This is a genomic window from Streptomyces sp. NBRC 110035, assembly GCF_000829695.1.
Classification (GTDB): Bacteria; Actinomycetota; Actinomycetes; order Streptomycetales; family Streptomycetaceae; genus Streptomyces.
In genome coordinates, this window is record NZ_BBNN01000043.1 from 59,985 (window position 1) to 81,321 (window position 21,337).

At 76.3% G+C, this 21,337-nt stretch carries 1 protein-coding gene; it reads left to right on the plus strand.

Translation table 11 applies throughout. From position 1 onward, the window contains the following. Positions 1-164: 164 nt before the first annotated feature. Positions 165-21,337, plus strand: a 21,173-nt coding sequence (locus TU30_RS28020) for a type I polyketide synthase (protein WP_042175154.1), incomplete at its 3' end; no start/stop codon positions are given.

Consider the following 21,337-nt stretch of genomic DNA (forward strand, 5'->3'; position numbering starts at 1 on the left):
GCTGAGGTCCCGTGCCGGGCACGCCTTCCCGGCCCCCGCCCCAGTCGTCCCCACTCCTTCGGACACCCCGGTCGTCCCGGCGCCGAACGGCCGCCCCGAACACCCGGTGTCCCCACCGGACCGCCAGCCGTCCGCCGGTCTTCCTCCAGATGGGTTGCGTTGAAATGGACAAGGAACAGAAGCTCCGGGACTACCTCAAGCGAGCGAGCGCCGATCTGAAGCGTTCGCGGCAGCGGGTGAGCGAGCTGGAGGCGGCGGCCACCGAACCCATCGCGATCGTCGGCATGGGCTGCCGGTACCCGGGCGGTGCGAACAGTCCGGAGGACCTGTGGCGGATGCTGGTCGCCGGTGAGGACGGCATCACCCCGATGCCCGGCGACCGGGGCTGGGAGGCCGCCATCGGCGACGGGCCCGCCGACTTCGCCGGCGGTTTCCTGCACGACGCCCCCGCCTTCGACGCGGACTTCTTCGGTATCTCGCCCCGCGAGGCCCTTTCCATGGACCCGCAGCAACGCCTGCTCCTGGAAACGTCCTGGGAGGCCTTCGAGCGCGCCGGGATCGACCCGTCCGGCGTCCGCGGCAGCCGTACCGGCATGTTCGTCGGGGCCATGCCGCAGGACTACCGCGTCGGCCCCGACGACGACGTCCAGGGCTTCCAGCTGACCGGCAACGCCACCAGCATCCTGTCCGGCCGGCTGTCCTACTTCTACGGAGCCGTGGGCCCCGCCGTCACCGTCGACACGGCCTGCTCCTCCTCACTGGTCGCCCTGCACATGGCCGCCCAGGCACTGCGCGCCGGGGAGTGCTCGCTGGCACTGGCGGCCGGCGTCACCGTGATGGCGAGCCCCACCACCTTCGTCGAGTTCGCCCGCCAGGGCGGCCTCGCGGGCGACGGCCACTGCAAGTCCTTCGCCGACGCCGCCGACGGCACCGGCTGGTCCGAGGGTGTCGGCGTCCTCGTCCTGGAGCGGCTCTCCGAGGCCCGCCGCAACGGCCACCAGGTGCTCGCCGTGGTGCGCGGCTCGGCCGTCAACCAGGACGGCGCCTCCAACGGCCTGACTGCTCCCAACGGCCCCTCCCAGCAGCGGGTCATCGAGGCCGCACTGGTCAACGCCCGGCTCTCCGCCGCGGAGGTCGACGCCGTGGAGGCGCACGGCACCGGCACCGTCCTCGGCGACCCCGTCGAGGCGCAGGCGCTGCTCGCCACCTACGGCCAGGGCCGTGCCCCCGAACAGCCGCTGCTGCTCGGCTCGGTGAAGTCCAACATCAGCCACACCCAGGCCGCCGCCGGCGTCGCCGGCATCATCAAGATGGTCATGGCGATGCGCCACGACCTGCTCCCGCGCACCCTGCACGTGGACCGGCCGTCCACCCACGTCGACTGGACCGAGGGAGCCGTCCGCCTCCTCACCGAGCCCGTCGCGTGGCCGCGCCGGGAGAACGCCCCGCGCCGGGCCGGCGTCTCCTCGTTCGGCCTGTCCGGCACCAACGCGCACACCATCATCGAGGAGGCTCCCGCCGAGGAGCCCGCCGCCGACGGAGCCGAGGAGACCCCCACGGCCCCCGCCGTCGAGCCCGGCGTCCTGCCGTGGCTGCTGTCCGGCCGCACCGCCGACGCCCTGCGCGAGCAGGCCGGCCGGCTGCTGGCCCACCTGCGCGACCGGCCCGCGCTCACCGCCCTCGACACCGCCCACGCGCTGGCCACCACCCGGTCCGCCTTCGAGCACCGCGCCGCGTTCACCACCGCAGACCGGGACACCGCCCTCGCCGCCCTCGCCGCCCTCACCGCCGGCGAGGACGCGCCGGGCCTCACCGTCCACCGGACGCGCGAACGCCCCAAGCTCGCCGTGCTCTTCTCCGGCCAGGGCTCCCAGCGCCCCGGCATGGGCCGCGACCTGTACGTCCGCTTCCCCGTCTTCGCACGCGCCCTCGACGGGATCCTCGGCCACCTCGACGCCGGACTCGACCGCCCGCTGCGTCCCCTCCTGCTGGCCGAGGAGGGCACCACCGAGGCGGCTCTCCTGGACCGCACCGGATACGCGCAGCCCGCCCTCTTCGCCCTCGAAGTCGCCCTGTACCGGCTGGTCGAGTCCTGGGGCCTCACCCCCGACCACGTCACCGGCCACTCGGTCGGCGAGATCGCCGCCGCGCACGTCGCGGGCGTCTTCTCCCTGGAGGACGCCTGCACCCTGGTCCTCGCCCGCGGACGGCTGATGGAGGCGCTGCCCGAGGGCGGCGCCATGGTCTCCGTCGAAGCCACCGAGGACGAGGTGGCCCCGCTCGTCGCCGAGCACGCCGACCGGGTGTCGATCGCCGCCCTCAACGGCCCCTCGGCCGTGGTCGTCGCGGGCGCCGTCGACGCCGTCGACGCCGTCGCCGCCCACTTCACCGCTCTCGGCCGCCGCACCCGGCGGCTGCGCGTCTCGCACGCCTTCCACTCGCCGCTGATGGAGCCGATGCTCGCGGAGTTCCGGGACGTCGTCGCCGGGCTGGCCCCGCAGGCCCCCGCGCTGCCCGTGGTCTCCAACCTGACCGGCCGGCCCGCCACGGTCGAGCAGCTGACCTCCGCCGACTACTGGGCCGACCACGTCCGCGGCACCGTCCGCTTCGCCGACGGCGTCGGCTGGCTGGCCGGACACGGCACCGGCGTCTTCCTCGAACTCGGCCCCGACAGCACCCTGTCCGCGCTCAGCCGCGCCTGCCTGGACGCCGCCGGACACGAGGACGCCGCCGTCCTGCCCGCCCTGCGCAAGGACCGTACCGAGTCCACCGCGCTCACCGAGACCGCCGCCGGCCTGTACCTGCACGGTGTGCCGCTGCGCTGGGAGCGCTGGTTCGAGGGCACCGGCGCCCGCCGCGCCGACCTGCCGACGTACGCCTTCCAGCACCGCCCGTACTGGCCGAAGGGCGTCACCGGCCTCACCGGCGACGTACGGGCCGCCGGCCTGGGCGCCGCCCACCACCCGCTGCTGGCCGCCGCCGTCACCCTCGCCAACTCCGACGGACTGCTGCTCACCGGCCGCCTCTCGGTGCGCACCCACCCCTGGCTCGCCGACCACGCGGTGCGCGGCGCCGTCCTGCTGCCCGGCACCGCCTTCCTGGAACTGGCCGTACGGGCCGGCGACGAGGTCGGCTGCGACCGCGTCGAGGACCTCACCCTCGCCGCCCCGCTCGCCCTGCCCGAGGACGGCGGCGTCCAGGTGCAGGTGTGGATCGGCAGCCCCGACGGCACCGGCCGCCGCACCCTCAGCCTCTACGCCCGCCCCGACGGCGACGACGACCAGCCGTGGACCCGGCACGCCACCGGCACCCTCGCCCCCGGCGCCCGCCACGAGGACGGCTTCGACGCGGCCGTGTGGCCCCCGGCCGGCGCCGAACCGGTCGACCTGGACGGCTTCCACGACTCACTCGCCGACGCCGGATTCGGCTACGGACCGGCCTTCCGCGGCCTGCGGGCGGTGTGGCGGCGCGGCGAGGAGACCTTCGCCGAGGTCGCCCTCGACTCCGGAGCAGCCGGTGACGCGCCCTCCTTCGGCCTCCACCCCGCGCTCCTCGACGCGGCCCTGCACGCCACCGCCTTCGCCCCGCTCGGCGAGGACGCGCGCGGCGGCCTGCCCTTCTCCTGGCAGGACGTCACCCTGCACGCCGGCGGCGCCGCCGAGGTCCGGGTCCGGCTCGTCCCGGCCGCCGACGACGCCGTGTCGATCGCCGTCACCGACGCCACCGGGACGCCCGTCGCCTCCGTGGCCTCCCTGGTGCTGCGCACCGCCCCGGACGCACGCGCCACCGCGGCCTCCGCCCTGGAGCGGGACGCGCTGTTCGCCCTGGACTGGACCCGGCTCACCGCCTCGTCCGACGGCACCGCCCTGCCCACCACCGTAGGCCTGCTCGGCACCGACCCCTTCGGCCTGTCCGCCGCCCTGTCCGCCGTCGGCGCGACCGTCACCGACGGCGGCCACGAGACGCCGGACCTGGTGCTCGCCCCCGTCGCCGGCGCGGGCGACGACCACCTGCTCACCTCGGTGCACGAGGTCACCTCCCGCGCGCTCGGACACCTGAAGGACTGGCTCGACGGCCCGGCCCGTTCCGGCTCCCGGCTGGTGTTCGTCACCCGGGGCGCCGTCGCCACCGACGGCGGCGGTGCCACCGACCCCGCCGCGGCGGCCGTCTGGGGCCTGGTCCGCTCCGCGCAGACCGAACACCCCGGCCGCTTCGGCCTGCTGGACCTCGACCCCGCGCCCACGGCCGACCCCGCCTCCGCCCTCCCGGCCGCCCTCACCGCCGACGAGCCGCAGACCGCGGTCCGCGACGGCGCGGTCCTCGGCGCCCGCCTCGCCCGGGTCCGCCCGCCCGCCGAGCGGGACACCCCTGCCTGGAACCCCGACGGCACCGTCGTGATCACCGGCGGCACCGGCGGCCTGGGCGCCGTCCTCGCCCGCCACCTCGTCGCCGAACACGGCGTACGGCACCTGCTGCTGGCCGGCCGGCGCGGCCCCGACGCGCCCGGCGCCACCGAACTGGCCGACACCCTGCGCGAGTCCGGCGCCGAGGTCACGCTCCGGGCGTGCGACGCCGCCGACCCCGACGCCGTCGCCGCGCTCTTCGCCGCGATACCCGAGGACCACCCCGTCACCGCCGTGGTGCACACCGCGGGCGTCCTCGACGACGGGCTGGTGGAATCCTTCACCGGCGACCGCCTCACCGCCGTCCTGCGGCCCAAGGCCGACGCCGTCTGGCACCTGCACCGGGCCACGCGCGACCTCGACCTCGCCGCGTTCGTCGTCTTCTCCTCCTTCGCCGGCACCGCCGGCGCCCCCGGCCAGGCCGGCTACGCCGCCGCCAACGCCTTCCTCGACGCCCTCGCCGCGACCCGGCGCGCCGCCGGACTGCCCGGCCTCTCCCTCGGCTGGGGCCCCTGGGCGCCCGGCACCGGCATGACCGGCGAACTCACCGAGCACGACCTGCGCCGCCTGTCCCGCTCCGGCACGCCCCCGCTCGCCCCCGAGGACGGCCTCGCCCTCTTCGACACCGCCCTCACCCTGCCCCGCGCCGCCGTCCTGCCCGTCCGGCTCGACCTGACCGCGCTGCGCGGCGGGGGAGAGGTGCCGCCGCTGCTGCGCGGCCTGATCCGGGCCCGCCGCCGCACCGTGCGCACCGGCTCCGGGGCCGCCCTCGGCCTCACCCAGCGGCTGTCCCGGCTCGACGCGCAGGCCCGCACCGAGACCGTCACCGACCTGGTGCGCGCCCAGGTGGCCGCCGTCCTCGGCCACGCCTCCGCCACCGACGTCGACCCCGAACGCGCCTTCCAGGACCTCGGCTTCGACTCCCTGACCGCCGTCGAACTGCGCAACCGGCTCGCCTCCGTCACCGGCCTGCGCACCTCCGCCACCGTCGTCTTCGACTACCCCACGGTCACCGCGCTCGCCGCGCACCTGCTCGAGGAGCTGACCGGCGACGCCGAGCCGGACGCCCCCGCCGCCACCCCGGCGGCCACCGCCACCGCCGACGACCCGATCGTCATCGTCGGCATGAGCTGCCGCTACCCCGGCGGCGTCAGCTCCCCCGACGACCTGTGGCGCCTGGTCACCGAGGGCACCGACGCGGTCGGCGGCCTGCCCGCCAACCGCGGCTGGGACCTGGACTCGCTGTACCACCCGGACCCCGACCACCCCGGCACCTCGTACACCCGCTACGGCGGCTTCCTGCACGACGCGGGCGACTTCGACCCCGGCTTCTTCGGCATGAGCCCCCGCGAGGCGCTGGCCACCGACTCCCAGCAGCGGCTGCTCCTGGAGGCGTCCTGGACCGCCGTGGAACACGCCGGCATCGACCCGGTCTCCCTGCGCGGCAGCCGCACCGGCGTGTTCGCCGGCGTCATGTACAGCGACTACTCCGCCACCCTCGCCGACGAGCGCTTCGAGGGCCACCAGGGCAGCGGCACCGCGCCCAGCATCGCCTCCGGCCGGGTCTCCTACACCCTCGGTCTGGAGGGCCCGGCGGTCACCGTCGACACCGCCTGCTCCTCCTCCCTGGTCGCCCTGCACTGGGCGATGCAGGCCCTGCGCTCCGGAGAGTGCTCCCTCGCCCTGGCCGGCGGCGTCACCGTGATGTCCACGCCGACCTCCCTGATCGAGTTCTCCCGCCAGCGCGGCCTGTCGCCCGACGGCCGCTGCAAGGCCTTCTCCGAGGACGCCGACGGTGTCGGCTGGTCCGAGGGCGTCGGCGTCCTCGTCCTGGAACGCCTCTCCGACGCCCGCCGCAACGGCCACCGCGTCCTGGCCGTGGTCCGCGGCTCCGCGGTCAACCAGGACGGCGCCTCCAACGGTCTCACCGCCCCCAACGGCCCCTCCCAGCAGCGGGTCATCCGCCAGGCCCTGGGCGCCGCCGGACTGACCCCCGCCGACGTGGACGCCGTCGAGGCGCACGGCACCGGTACCAGCCTCGGCGACCCCATCGAGGCGCAGGCCCTGCTCGCCACCTACGGCCGGGACCGCGACCCCGACCGCCCCCTGCTGCTCGGCTCGGTGAAGTCCAACCTGGGCCACACCCAGGCCGCCGCCGGTGTCGCCGGCGTCATCAAGATGGTCATGGCGATGCGCCACGGCACCCTGCCGCGCACCCTGCACGCCGACCGCCCCTCCCGCCACGTCGACTGGGAGTCCGGCGCGGTCGCCCTGCTCCAGGAGCACACCGCCTGGCCCGAGACGGGCCGCCCCCGACGCGCCGCCGTCTCCTCCTTCGGCATCAGCGGCACCAACGCGCACGTCGTCCTGGAACAGCCCGCGCCGCAGCCCGCGCCCCGCCCCGCGGGCACCGACGCCGACGCCCCTGTCGTCCTGCCGTGGGTCCTGTCCGGCCGTACCCGGCCCGCGCTGCGCGCCCAGGCCGCCCGCCTGCTCGCGTACCTGGACGAGCGTCCGGCCCTCGCCCCCGCCGATGTCACCCTCTCCCTGGCCACCACCCGGCCCGCGCTCGAGCAGCGCGCCGTCGCCGTCGGCACCCCCGGCGACGTACGGCGCGCCCTGGCCGCGCTCGCCGCCGACCGGCCCGACCCGGCGCTGGTCCTCGGCGAGAGCGGCGGAGCCGGCCGCACCGCCCTGCTCTTCACCGGGCAGGGCAGTCAGCGCCCCGGCACCGGCCGCGAACTGTACGCCCGGTACCCGAGGTTCGCCGAGGCCCTCGACGAGGTCGTGGCGAAGCTCGACCCGCTGCTCGCCGGTCCGGAGGCGGACTGTGCGCCGCGCTCCCTCAAGGAGGTCCTGTTCGCCGGGGACGGCACCCCCGAGGCCGCCGCGCTCTACGAGACCGGCTGGACCCAGCCCGCCCTGTTCGCCCTCGAAACCGCCCTGTACCACCTGGTCCGCTCCTGGGGCGTGCGCCCCGGCGTGCTCCTCGGACACTCCATCGGAGGGATCACCGCCGCACACGCCGCCGGCGTCCTGTCCCTGGACGACGCCTGCACCCTGGTCGCCGCGCGCGCCCGGCTCATGCAGGCGCTGCCCGAGGGCGGCGCCATGTACTCCGTGCAGGCCACCGAGGACGAGGTGCTGCCGCTGCTGGCCGGACGGGAGGACCAGGTCTGTCTGGCCGCCGTCAACAGCCCCGGCTCCGTCGTGGTCGCCGGGGACGAGGACGCCGCCGAGCGCGTCGCCGCCCACTTCGCCGGCCAGGGCCGCACCACCCGCCGGCTGCGGGTCAGCCACGCCTTCCACTCGCCGCGCATGGACGCCATGCTCGACGCCTACCGCCGGGTCGCCGAGGGCCTGACCTACCACGAGCCGGCCGTCCCGGTCGTCTCCGACCTCACCGGCCGCCCCGCCACCGGCGACGACCTGCGCACCGCCGACTACTGGGTGCGCCACGCCCGCGGCACCGTCCGCTTCGCCGACGCGGTGCGCGCCGCCCACGAGGCGGGCGCCGCCACCTACCTCGAACTCGGCCCCGGCGGCTCCCTCGCCGCGCTCGCCGAGGAGACCCTCGGCGACGAGGCCGGCACCGACGCCGTCCCGCTGCTGCGCACCGACCGCCCGGAGGACGTCAGCGCCCTCGCCGCCCTCGCCCGCCTGCACGTGCGCGGGGTCCGCCTGGACTGGTCCGCCCTGCACACCGGCGCCGCCACCGTCGAACTGCCCACCTACGCCTTCCAGCACGAGACGTACTGGCCCGACACCACCGCCCCCGGCGCCCGCCGCGCCGTCTCCGACCCCGCCGACGCCGCCCTGTGGACCGCCGTCGAACGCGGCGACGCCGACGGACTCGCCGGACTGCTCGGCCTGCGCGACGAGGAGCACGCCTCCCTGTACGCGCTGCTGCCCTCGCTGTCCTCCTGGCGGCGCGCCCGGCAGGAGAAGGCCGTCCTGGACGCCGCCCGCTACCAGGTCGCCTGGCGGCCCGCCGCCACCACCGGCGCCCCCGTCCTGGACGGCACCTGGCTGGCCGTCACCACCGCCGGCGACGGGGCCGGCGAGGTCCTCGACGCGCTGCGCGGCCACGGCGCCCTGCTCCAGCGCCTCGAACTGGACGCCTCCCACCTCGACCGCGACCGGCTCGCCGACGCCCTGCGCGCCGCCGGGGCCCCCGACGCCACCGGCATCCTGAACCTGCTGCCGCTCGCCGACGGCCCCCAGCCGACCGACGGGACATCCGGGGACACCGCGGCCGGCGGCCTCCCGCCCGGTTTCGCCCTCGGCGTCGTCCTCGCCCAGGCCTGCGGCGACACCGGCGCCACCGCCCCGCTGTGGACCGTCACCCGCGGCGCGGTCTCCACCGGCACCGACGACCCGCTGACCCACCCCGCCCGCGCCGCCCACTGGGGCCTGGGCCGGGTCACCGCCCTGGAACGCCCCGAGCAGCCCGGCGGCCTCGTCGACCTGCCGGCCGTCCTCGACGCGCCCGCCGCGCAGCGCCTGGCCGGCGTGCTCTCCGCCCGCGACGGCGACGACCAGGTCGCCGTCCGCGGCTCCGGCGTGCTCGCCCGCCGCGTCGCCCGCCACCCCGGCGCCGACCTGCCGCGCGAGGACGTCCTCACCGCCTCCGGCACCGTCCTCATCACCGGCGGCACCGGCGGACTCGGCGCCGAGACCGCCCGCCTGCTGGCCCGCGCCGGCGCCGCCCACCTGGTCCTCACCAGCCGACGCGGCCCCGACGCGCCGGGCGCCGCCGAACTCGCCGCCGAACTCGAGGAGTCGGGCACCCGCGTCACCCTCGCCGCCTGCGACAGCGCCGATCGCGACGCCCTCGCGGCCGTCCTCGCCGCCGTCCCCGAGGACACCCCGCTCACCGGTGTGGTGCACGCAGCCGGCGTCGGCCAGGCCGCGCCCCTGTCCGCCACCCCGCTGGCCGACACCGCCGCCGCGATGGCCGCCAAGACCCTCGGCGCCGCCCACCTCGACGCCCTGCTCGACGGTCACGACCTGGACTTCTTCCTGCTGTACTCGTCCGTCGCCGGAGTGTGGGGCAGCGCCGGACAGAGCGCCTACGCCGCCGCCAACGCCTACCTCGACGCCCTCGCCGAGCACCGGCGCGCCCGCGGCCTGGCCGCCACCGCCGTCGCCTGGGGCCCGTGGGCCGAGATCGGCATGGCCCACGCGCACCACTCGGTCTCCGACACCCTCGAACGCAGCGGACTGCGCCTGCTGGCCCCCGCCACCGCCGTCACGGAACTGCGCCGTGTCCTCGTCCAGAAGGACACCGCGGTCACCGTCGCCGACGTCGACTGGGACCAGTACCACCCGGTCTTCACCGCCGTACGCGCCAGCCGCCTGTTCGACGAGATCGACACCGTACGCGCCCTGGCCGCCCCGGCGGACACCACCGCGACCGTCTCCGAACTGGCCGGACGGCTGCGCGGACTGACCGGCGACGAGCAGGAGCGGCTGCTTTTGGACCTGGTGCGCTCCGAGGCCGCCGTCGTCCTCGGCCACACCTCCGCCGACGGCGTCCCCGCCAAGCGCGCCTTCCGTGACGCGGGCTTCGACTCGCTGACCGCCGTGGAACTGCGCAAGCGCCTCGCCGCGCTCACCGGCCTCGCCCTGCCCACCACCCTGGTCTTCGACCACCCCAACCCGGCCGCCCTCGCCCGCCACCTGCGGAACGAGCTCCTCGGTACCGGCGACAGCGCGTCCGTCGCCACCGCCGGCCCGGGCGCCACCGACGAGCCCATCGCCATCATCGGCATGAGCTGCCGCTTCCCCGGCGGCGCCCGCTCCGCCGACGCGTTCTGGCGGCTCGTCGCCGACGGCACCGACACCATCTCCGAGTTCCCCGTCAACCGGGGCTGGGACGCCGACGCCCTCTACGACCCCGACCCCGACAACCCCGGCACCACCTACTCCACCCTCGGCGGCTTCCTGCACGACGCGGGCGAGTTCGACCCCGGCTTCTTCGGCATCTCGCCCCGTGAGGCCGTCACCATGGACCCGCAGCAGCGGCTGCTGCTCGAGACCACCTGGGAGGCGTTCGAGCACGCCGGGATCGACCCCGCTTCGGTGCACTCCACGCCCACCGGCACCTTCATCGGCTCCACCTACCAGGACTACGGCGTCGCCATGGACGACGGCTCCGCCGGGCACGCCGTCACCGGCTCCAGCCCCAGCGTCCTGTCCGGCCGCCTCGCCTACACCTTCGGCCTGGAGGGCCCGGCGGTCACCGTCGACACCGCCTGCTCCTCCTCCCTGGTCGCGCTGCACCTGGCCTGCCAGTCGCTGCGCAACGGCGAGAGCAGCCTCGCCCTCGCGGGCGGCGCCACCGTCATGACCAACCCGATGTCGTTCATCGCGTTCAGCCGGCAGCGGGCCCTGGCCCGCGACGGACGCTGCAAGGCGTTCTCCGACGACGCCGACGGCATGACCCTCGCCGAGGGCGTCGGCGTCCTCGTCCTGGAACGCCTCTCCGACGCCCGCCGCAACGGCCACGAGATCCTCGCCGTGGTCCGCGGCTCGGCCATCAACCAGGACGGCGCCTCCAACGGCCTCACCGCCCCCAACGGCCCCTCCCAGGTCCGCGTCATCCGCCAGGCCCTGGGCGCCGCCGGACTGACCCCCGCCGACGTGGACGCCGTCGAGGCGCACGGCACCGGTACCAGCCTCGGCGACCCCATCGAGGCGCAGGCCCTGCTCGCCACCTACGGCCGGGACCGCGACCCCGACCGCCCCCTGCTGCTCGGCTCGGTGAAGTCCAACCTGGGCCACACCCAGTCGGCCGCCGGTGTCGCCGGCGTCATCAAGATGGTCATGGCGATGCGCCACGGCACCCTGCCGCGCACCCTGCACGCCGACCGCCCCTCCCGCCACGTCGACTGGGCCGGCGGCGCCGTCCGCCTCGTCACCGGGACCACCGACTGGCACAAGGACGACGCCCCGCTGCGCTGTGCCGTCTCCTCCTTCGGCATCAGCGGCACCAACGCGCACGCCGTCCTGGAACAGGCGCCCGCCGGCCCGGAACCCGCCGGGGCCCCCGAGCCCGCCCTCCCGGCCGGTGGCACCCTGCCCTGGATCCTGTCCGCCGCCGCCCCCGCGGCGCTGCGCGGCCAGGCCCGCAACCTCGCCGACCACGTCACCACCGCCGAGCCGCACCCCGCCGACGTCGGCCACACCCTGATCACCGCCCGCTCCGTGCTGGAGCACCGCGCCGTCGCCCTCGGTACCACCACCGGCGAACTCACCGACGCGCTCACCGCGTTCGCCGACGGCGAGTCCACCGCCCAGGTCGTGAGCGGCACCGCCGACACCGACGGCCGCACCGTGTTCGTCTTCCCGGGCCAGGGCTCCCAGTGGGCCGGCATGGGCGCCGAACTCCTCGAGGCCTCACCCGTGTTCGCCGAGCGGCTGCACGAGTGCGCCGCCGCGCTCGCCCCGTTCACCGACTGGTCCCTCGTCGACGTCATCCGCGGCGCCGACGGCACGCCCGACTTCGACCGCGTCGACGTCGTCCAGCCCGCCACCTGGGCGGTGATGGTGTCCCTGGCCGAGCTGTGGCGTGCCCACGGCGTCACCCCGGACGCCGTCGTCGGCCACTCCCAGGGCGAGATCGCCGCCGCCGTCGTCTCCGGCGCCCTGTCCCTGGAGGACGGTGCCCGTGTCGTCGCCCTGCGCAGCCAGGCCATCGGCCGCGTCCTGGCCGGCGCCGGCGGCATGATGTCCGTCCAGCTGCCCGCCGCCGAGGCCGAGGAGTACCTGGCCGGCCACGGCGGCGCCGTCTCCGTCGCCGCGGTCAACGGGCCCCGCTCCGTGGTCCTCGCCGGCACCCCCGACGCGCTCGACGCCCTGCACGCCGAGTTCACCGCCCGGGACGTACGCGCCCGCCGCGTCGCCGTGGACTACGCCTCCCACTCCCCGCAGGTCGAGCGCATCCACGACGAACTCCTCGACCTGCTGGCACCCGTGACGCCCCGCCAGTCACGGGTGCCGTTCCACTCCACGGTCACCGGCGAGATCCTCGGCACCGCCGCCACGGACGCCGCCTACTGGTACCGCAACCTGCGCCGGACCGTCCGCTTCGAGGACGCCGTACGCGCCCTCCTCGGCGCCGGGCACACCGTGTTCGTCGAGATCAGCCCGCACCCCGTGCTCACCATGGCGGTGCAGGCCACCGCCGAGGAGACCGGCGACCACGTCGCCGTCACCGGCACCCTGCGCCGCGAACAGGGCGGCACCGGCCGCTTCCTGTCCTCCCTCGCCGAGCAGTGGGTCCGCGGCGGCCGCGCCGACTGGACCGCCGTCTACGCCGGATGCGGCACCCGCAGGACACCCCTGCCCACCTACGCCTTCCAGCGCGAGCACCTGTGGACCGAGGCGGCGCCGCCGCGCACCACGGACGGAGGCGACCCCGCGGACGCCGAGTTCTGGACCGAGGTCGAGCAGGAGGACGTCGACTCCCTCGCCACCCGCCTGCACCTGGACCGCGACACCCTCGCCCCCGTCCTGCCCGCCCTGTCCACCTGGCGCCGCCGGCGCCGCGACCGCTCCACCGTCGGCTCCTGGCGCTACCGCGCCACCTGGAAGCCGCTCGGCGCCCTGCCCGACGCCGCCCTCACCGGCACCTGGCTGCTGGTCACCGCCGACGGCACCGACCCCGCCCACACCACCGCCGTGCGGGAGGCGCTCACCGCGCACGGCGCCGACGCGGTGCCGCTGCACCTCGGTGCCGCCGACACCGACCGCGGCCACCTCGCCGCCCGCCTGCGCGACCTGCCCGAACCCACCGGCGTGGTGTCGCTGCTGGCCGCCGCCGAGGACACCGGCACCCTCCACCCCGTGCTGCCCGCCGGGCTCGCGCTCTCCGTCACCCTGGTGCAGGCCCTCGGCGACGCCGGAATCGACGCGCCCCTGTGGGCGCTGACCCGCGGGGCCGTCTCCACCGGCCGCGCCGACCGGCTCACCCACCCCGCGCAGGCCATGGTGCACGGCCTCGGCTGGACCGCCGCGCTGGAACACCCGCAGCGCTGGGGCGGCACCGTCGACCTGCCCGAGACCCTCGACCACCGCGCGGCGCAAAGGCTCGCCGCCGTCCTCACCGGCAGCACCGGCGAGGACCAGCTCGCCGTCCGCGCCTCCGGCGTCCTCGCCCGCCGCGTCGCCCCCGCGCCCGCCCCGGCCGGCGGCCCCGGCTGGAGCCCGCGCGGCACCGTCCTGGTCACCGGCGGCACCGGCACCCTCGGCCCCCACCTGGCCCGCTGGCTCGCCGACCAGGGCGCCCGCGACCTGGTGCTCACCAGCCGCCGCGGCGACAGCGCGCCCGGAGCGGCCGAACTCGTCGCCGAGCTCGCCGACCGCGGCTGCACCGCCACCGTCGCCGCCTGCGACGTCACCGACCGGGACGCCGTCGCCGCGCTCCTGGACCGGCTCGCCGCCGAGGGCCGCACCGTCCGCAGCGTCTTCCACACCGCCGCCGTCATCGAACTCCAGTCGATCGACGAGACCAGCCTCGACGCCTTCGCCGGGGTCGTGCACGCCAAGACCGCCGGCGCCACCCACCTCGACGACCTCCTCGACGACGACCAGCTCGACGCCTTCGTCCTCTACTCCTCCACCGCCGGCCTGTGGGGCAGCGGCCGGCACGCCGCCTACGTCGCCGCCAACGCCCACCTCAACGCGCTCGCCGAGCACCGCCGCGCCCGTGGCGCCCGCGCCACCGCGATCTCGTGGGGCATCTGGGCCGACGACATGAAGCTCGGCCGCGTCGACCCCAGCCAGATCCGCCGCAGCGGACTGGTCTTCATGAACCCCGAGCTGGCCCTCGCCGGACTCCGGGGGGCCCTCGACGCCGACGAGGGCGTCCTCGCCGTCGCCGACGTCGACTGGGACCGCTACCACCCGGTGTTCACCTCCTCGCGGCCCACCGACCTGTTCGAGGACGTCCCCGACGTACGGCGCCTGACCGAGGAGTCGCAAGCCCGCGCCGCCGACGGCGGTGAGTTCGCCGGCCGGCTGCGCGCGCTGCCCGCCGGCGAACAGGACCGCCTCCTGCTGGACCTGGTCCGCTCCGAGGCCGCCACCGTCCTCGGCCACGCCTCCCCGGACGTACTGTCCGAGCGCCGTGCCTTCCGCGACGTCGGCTTCGACTCCCTCACCGCCGTCGACCTGCGCAACCGGCTCGCCGCCGTCACCGGCCTCACCCTCCCGAGCACCCTGGTCTTCGACTACCCGGACCCGCTCACCCTCGTCGCGCACCTGCGCGGCCTCATCGGCGGCCCCGGCACCGAGGACGACGGACCGGTGCGCACCACCGCCGCCGTCGACGAGCCCATCGCCATCATCGGCATGAGCTGCCGCTACCCCGGCGGCGTCACCTCCCCCGAGGCCCTGTGGGACCTCGTCGCGGCCGGCGGCGACGCCATCACCGGTTTCCCCGCCGACCGCGGCTGGGACGCCGACGCCCTCTACGACCCCGACCCCGCCAAGCCCGGCACCACCTACTCCACCCAGGGCGGCTTCCTCCACGACGTCGCCGACTTCGACGCCGCCTTCTTCGGGATCTCGCCGCGCGAGGCCCTCGCCATGGACCCGCAGCAGCGGCTCCTGCTGGAGACCGGCTGGGAGGTCCTGGAACGCGCCGGCATCGACCCCGCCACCCTCCGCTCCAGCCTCACCGGCACCTTCATCGGCGCCAGCTACCAGGACTACACGGCGGGCGGCGCCTCCTCCGAGGGCGCCGAGGGCCACCTCATCACCGGCACCATCTCCAGCGTGATGTCCGGCCGCCTCGCCTACACCTTCGGCCTGGAGGGCCCGGCCGTCACCCTGGACACCGCCTGCTCCTCCTCGCTCGTCGCACTGCACCTGGCCTGCCAGTCGCTGCGCAACGGCGAGAGCACCCTCGCCCTCGCCGGCGGCGTCAGCGTCATGGCCACCCCCAGCGCCTTCACCGGCTTCAGCCGCCAGCGCGCCATGGCCCCCGACGGCCGCTGCAAGGCGTACGCCGAGGGCGCCGACGGCATGAGCCTCGCCGAGGGCGTCGGCCTCGTCCTGGTCGAACGGCTCTCCGACGCCCGCCGCAACGGCCACCCCGTGCTCGCCGTGATCCGCGGCTCCGCCGTCAACCAGGACGGCGCCTCCAACGGCCTCACCGCCCCCAACGGCCCCTCCCAGGCCCGGGTGATCCGCCAGGCCCTCACCAACGCGCACCTCACCCCGGCCGACGTCGACGTGGTCGAGGGGCACGGCACCGGCACCGCGCTCGGCGACCCCATCGAGGCGCAGGCCCTCCTCGCCACCTACGGCCAGGACAGGCCCGCCGGCCGGCCACTGCTGCTCGGCTCGGTGAAGTCCAACATCGGCCACACCCAGATGGCGTCCGGCATCGCCGGCGTCATGAAGATGGTCATGGCGATGCGCCACGGCACCGTCCCGCCCACCCTGCACGTGGACACCCCCTCCAGCCACGTCGACTGGAACTCCGGTGCCATCGACCTGGCCACCGGCACCGTGCCGTGGCCCGAGACCGGCCGGCCCCGCCGCGCCGCCGTCTCCTCCTTCGGCCTCAGCGGCACCAACGTCCACACCGTCGTCGAACAGGCCCCCGACACCCCGGACGTGGAGGAGCCGCAGTCCGCGCCCGCCGCGGACCCCGGCACCCTGCCGGCCGGCGTGCCGCTGGTCCTGTCCGCCCGCACCGCCCCCGCCCTGCGCGCCCAGGCCGCCCGCCTCCTCGAGTACACCGAGGCCCACCCGGAGCTTCCGCTGCTCGACGTGGCCCACTCCCTGGCCACCACCCGCGGCACCCTGGAACACCGCGCCACCGTCCTCGCCGGCGACCGCGACGGGGTCCTGCGCGCCCTGACCGCCCTGCGCGACGGCACACCCGACGGCGCCCTCGTCACCGGCGCCCCCTCCCGGGGCCGCCTCGCCTTCCTGTTCACCGGACAGGGCAGCCAGCGCGCCGCCATGGGCCGCGAACTGTACGGCCGCCACCCGGCCTTCGCGGACGCCCTGGACGACGTCCTCACCCGCTTCGACCAGGAACTCGAACACCCCCTGCGGGACGTGCTGTTCGCCGAGGAGGGCACCCGGAACGCGGCCCTCCTGCACGACACCGCCTACACCCAGCCCGCCCTGTTCGCCCTCGAAGTGGCCCTCTACCGGCTCGTCGAGTCCTGGGGCACCGTGCCCGACAGCGTCGCCGGCCACTCCATCGGTGAACTCGCCGCCGCCCACGTCGCGGGCGTCCTCTCCCTGGACGACGCCTGCACCCTCGTCGCCGCCCGGGGCCGCCTCATGGCCGCCCTGCCGGCCGGCGGAGCCATGGTCGCCGTGCAGGCCGCCGAGGACGAGGTGCTGCCGCTGCTGGAGGGCCTGGAGGACCAGGTCTGTCTGGCCGCCGTCAACGGCCCGCGCGCCGTCGTCCTGTCCGGCGAGGAGGACGCCGTCACCCGGATCGCCGCCCGGATCGCCCGGGACGGCCGCAGGACCCGCGCCCTGCGCGTCAGCCACGCCTTCCACTCGCCGCGCATGGACGCCATGCTCGACGACTTCGCCCGGGTCGCCCGCGGCCTCACCTACCACCTGCCGTCCGTCCCGCTGGTGTCCACCGTCACCGGCGAGCCCGCTGCCACCGACGCGCTGCGCAGCCCCGACTACTGGGTCCAGCAGGTCCGCGCCACCGTCCGCTTCGCCGACGCCGTGCGCGCCCTCGCCCGGCAGGGCCACACCTCCTTCCTGGAACTCGGCCCCGACGGCATCCTGTCCGCCGCCGCACGCGACACCCTCGACGCCGCCGAAGACACCGACACGCCGGCGCACGCCGACGTGACCACGGTGCCCGCGCTGCGCCGCGACCGCGACGAGGTCACCGCCCTCACCACCGCCCTGGCCCGCGTCCACGTCCACGGCACCCGTGTGGACTGGTCCGGCGTCCTGCACGGCACCGGCGCCCGCCGCGTCGACCTGCCCACCTACGCCTTCCAGCACAGCCGCTACTGGCCCGACACCACCCACGGGCCGGCCCCGGCGACCGCGACCGGCCCGGCCGACGGCGCGGACGCCGCGTTCTGGTACGCCGTCGAGCGAGCCGACCTGCCCGCCCTCGGCGCCGACCTCGGCCTCGACGACGACACCCTCGCCGCCCTCGTGCCCGCCCTGTCCGCGTGGCGGCGCCGTCGCACCGAACGGGTCGCCGCCGACGCCCGCCGCCACCGCGCCGTGTGGAAACCGCTGGACGGCGCCCCCACCACGCGGCCGGGTGGTACCTGGCTCGTCCTGCTCCCGGCCACCGACACCGACACCGACGTGACCGAACTGCCGGACGCCCTCGGCCTGCACGCCCTACGCGTGACCACCGACGGCCGGGACCGCACGGGCCTCGCCGGCCTGCTGCGGGAACTCCCCGCGCCCGACGGCGGATTCACCGGCGTCCTGTCCCTGCTCGCCCTCGGCGCGGACGACTCCGGCGCGGGCGACCCCGCCGGCCTCGGCGGTGTCCTGCCCACGGCCACCGCCGTGCAGGCGCTCGGGGACGCGGGGATCCACGCCCCGCTGTGGCTCCTCACCCGCCGGGCCGTCACCACCGGCCGAGCCGACCGCCTCGCCCGCCCCGGGCAGGCCGCCGCACGGGGCCTCGTCCGGGTCGCCGCCCTGGAACACCCCGAACGACGCTTCGGCGTCGTCGACCTCCCCGAACACCTCGACCCCCAGGCCGTACGCCGCCTGGCCCACCTCCTGGCCGAACCCGGCGACGAGACCGACCTCGCCGTCCGCACCTCGGCCACCTACGCCCGCCGGCTGGCCCACCACCCTGCGTCCGACGGCACGGCCCCCCGACGGTTCGCCCCCGAGGGCACCGCCCTGATCACCGGCGGCACCGGCGCGCTCGGCAGCCACGTCGCCCGCCGCCTCGCCGAACGCGGCACCCCGCACCTGCTGCTGGTCAGCCGCCGCGGCACCGACGCGCCCGGTGCCGACGACCTCGCGGCCGAGCTGCGGGAACTGGGTGCCGAGGTGACCGTGGCCGCCTGCGACACCGCCGACCGCGCCGCCCTCGCCACCCTCCTCGCGGCCGTGCCCGCCGAACACCCCCTCACCGCGGTGATCCACACCGCCGGCGTCCTCGACGACGGCGTCCTCGACGCGCTCACCCCCGAACGGTTCGACACCGTCCTGCGGGCCAAGGCACACTCCGCCGCCCACCTGCACGAACTGACCCGCGAGAGCGGCCTCACCGACTTCGTGCTGTTCTCCTCCACCGCCGGCAGCCTCGGCGCCGCCGGCCAGGGCAACTACGCGGCCGCCAACGCCTACCTGGACGCCCTCGCCGAACACCGCCGCGCCGCCGGCCTGCCGGCCACCTCCGTCGCCTGGGGCCCCTGGGCCGGCACCGGCATGGCCGGCCACGGCACCGGAGTGGAGGACCGGGTCCGCCGCGGCGGCTTCACCCCGATGAGCGCCGAGGACGCGCTCGCCGCCCTCGACACCGCAGTCGAGTACGGCGACACCGCGCTCACCGTCGCCGACATCGACTGGCAGCGGTACGCGACGGTCTTCGCCGCCAACCGCCCGCTCGTGCGCGACCTGCCCGAGCTGCGCGCCACCACCGCCGGCTCCGCGACCGCGGCCACGACCGCCGGCCCGGCGCTCGGCCGGGAACTCGCCGCGCTCACCGGCCCCGCCCGGCAGCGGTACGTCCTGGACCTCGTGCGTGCCCAGGTCGCCGGCGTCCTCGGTCACCCCGACCCGGCCGCCGTCGAACCCGACCAGGCCTTCACCGACCTCGGCTTCGACTCGCTGACCACCGTCGAACTGCGCAACACCCTCAACGCCACCACCGGCCTGAAGCTGCCCGCCACCCTCGTCTACGACCACCCCACCACCCGCGACCTGGCCGCCCACCTCCTCACCGAACTGCTCGGCACCCTGCCCGAGCCGGCCGACGGCCGCGTCGCCGTGGACACCACCGAACGCGCGACGGACGACGACCCCGTGGTCATCGTCGGCATGGGCTGCCGCTTCCCCGGCGGCGTCGACTCACCCGACGACCTGTGGGACCTGCTGTACGACGGCCGTGACGCCATCACCGGCTTCCCCGCCGACCGCGGCTGGGACCTCGACGCCCTCGCCCGCGGCGGCTCCGCCACCCTGGAGGGCGGATTCCTCGACGGCGCCGGCCTCTTCGACGCCGCCTTCTTCGGGATCTCCCCGCGCGAGGCCCTCGCCATGGACCCGCAGCAGCGCCTGCTGCTCGAGACGTCCTGGGAGGCCCTGGAGCGCGCCGGCATCGACCCGGCGGGCCTGCGCGGCAGCGCCACCGGCGTCTTCGTCGGCACCAACGGCCAGGACTACGCGACCATGCTGCGCCGCGGCACCACCGACGTGCAGGGCCACGCCGCCACCGGCACCACCGCCAGCGTCATGTCCGGCCGGCTGTCCTACACCCTCGGCCTGGAGGGCCCCGCCGTCACCGTCGACACCGCCTGCTCCTCGGCGCTCGTCGCCCTGCACATGGCCGCCACGGCACTGCGCTCCGGCGAGTGCTCCCTGGTCCTGGCCGGCGGCGTCTCGGTGATGTCCAGCCCCGACGCCTTCGTCGAGTTCACCGCCCAGGGCGGCCTCGCCGGCGACGGCCGCTGCAAGGCCTTCTCCGACGACGCCGACGGCACCGCCTGGTCCGAGGGCGCCGGCGTCCTCGTCCTGGAACGGCTCTCCGACGCCCGCCGCAACGGCCACCCCGTGCTCGCCGTGGTCCGCGGCGCGGCCGTCAACCAGGACGGCGCCTCCAACGGCCTGACCGCCCCCAACGGCCGCGCCCAGCAGCGCGTCATCCGCGCCGCCCTCGCCGACGCCCGCCTCACCCCGGCCGACGTCGACATGGTCGAGGCGCACGGCACCGGCACCACTCTCGGCGACCCCATCGAGGCACACGCACTCATCTCCGCCTACGGCACCGAACGCGACCCGGAGCACCCGCTGCTGCTCGGCACGGTCAAGTCGAACCTGGGCCACACCCAGGCCGCCGCCGGTGTCGCGGGCGTCATCAAGACCGTGCTCGCCCTGCGCCACGGCGAACTGCCCCGGACACTGCACGCCGACACCCCCTCGACCCACGTCGACTGGTCCGACGGCACGGTCGCCCTGCTCCGTGAGCGCACCCCCTGGCCGGAGACCGGCCGGCCCCGCCTCGCCGGAGTCTCCGCCTTCGGCGTCAGCGGCACCAACGCCCATGTCCTGCTGGAACAGGCCCCGGCGGAGGCCGAGTCCCGCGGCGACGCGGCACCGGTGGTGCCCGCCGAGGTGCCGTGGCTCGTCTCCGCCCGCACCCCCGAGGCCCTCACGGACCAGACCGAGCGGCTGGTGTCGTTCACCGCCGCCCACCCGGACGTCCAGGCCCTCGACACCGCCTACACCCTGGCCGTCGGTCGCACCGCGTTCGAGCACCGGGCGGTGCTTCTCGCGGGCACGGGTGTGGCGGGTGAGCGGTCGGTCGAGGTGGCGCGTGGTCGTGCTGTCGAGCGGTCGTTGGCGGTGTTGTTCTCGGGTCAGGGGTCGCAGCGGGCCGGGGCGGGGTGTGGGTTGTCTGCCCGGTTCCCGGTGTTCGCGGAGGCGTTGGATGCTGTGCTGGCGCGGCTGGACGTGGAGTTGGACCGTCCGTTGCGGGAGGTGTTGTTCGCGCGGGAGGGCACGCCGGAGGCGGATCTGCTGCACACGACCGGGTTCGCGCAGCCTGCGTTGTTCGCCCTCGAGGTCGCCCTGTACCGGCTCGTCGAGTCGTGGGGTGTGCGGCCGGAGTTCGTGGCCGGGCATTCGGTGGGGGAGATCACGGCCGCGCATGTGGCGGGGGTGTTGTCGCTGGAGGACGCGTGCACGCTGGTCGCGGCCCGTGCCCGGCTGATGCAGGACCTCCCGGCGGGCGG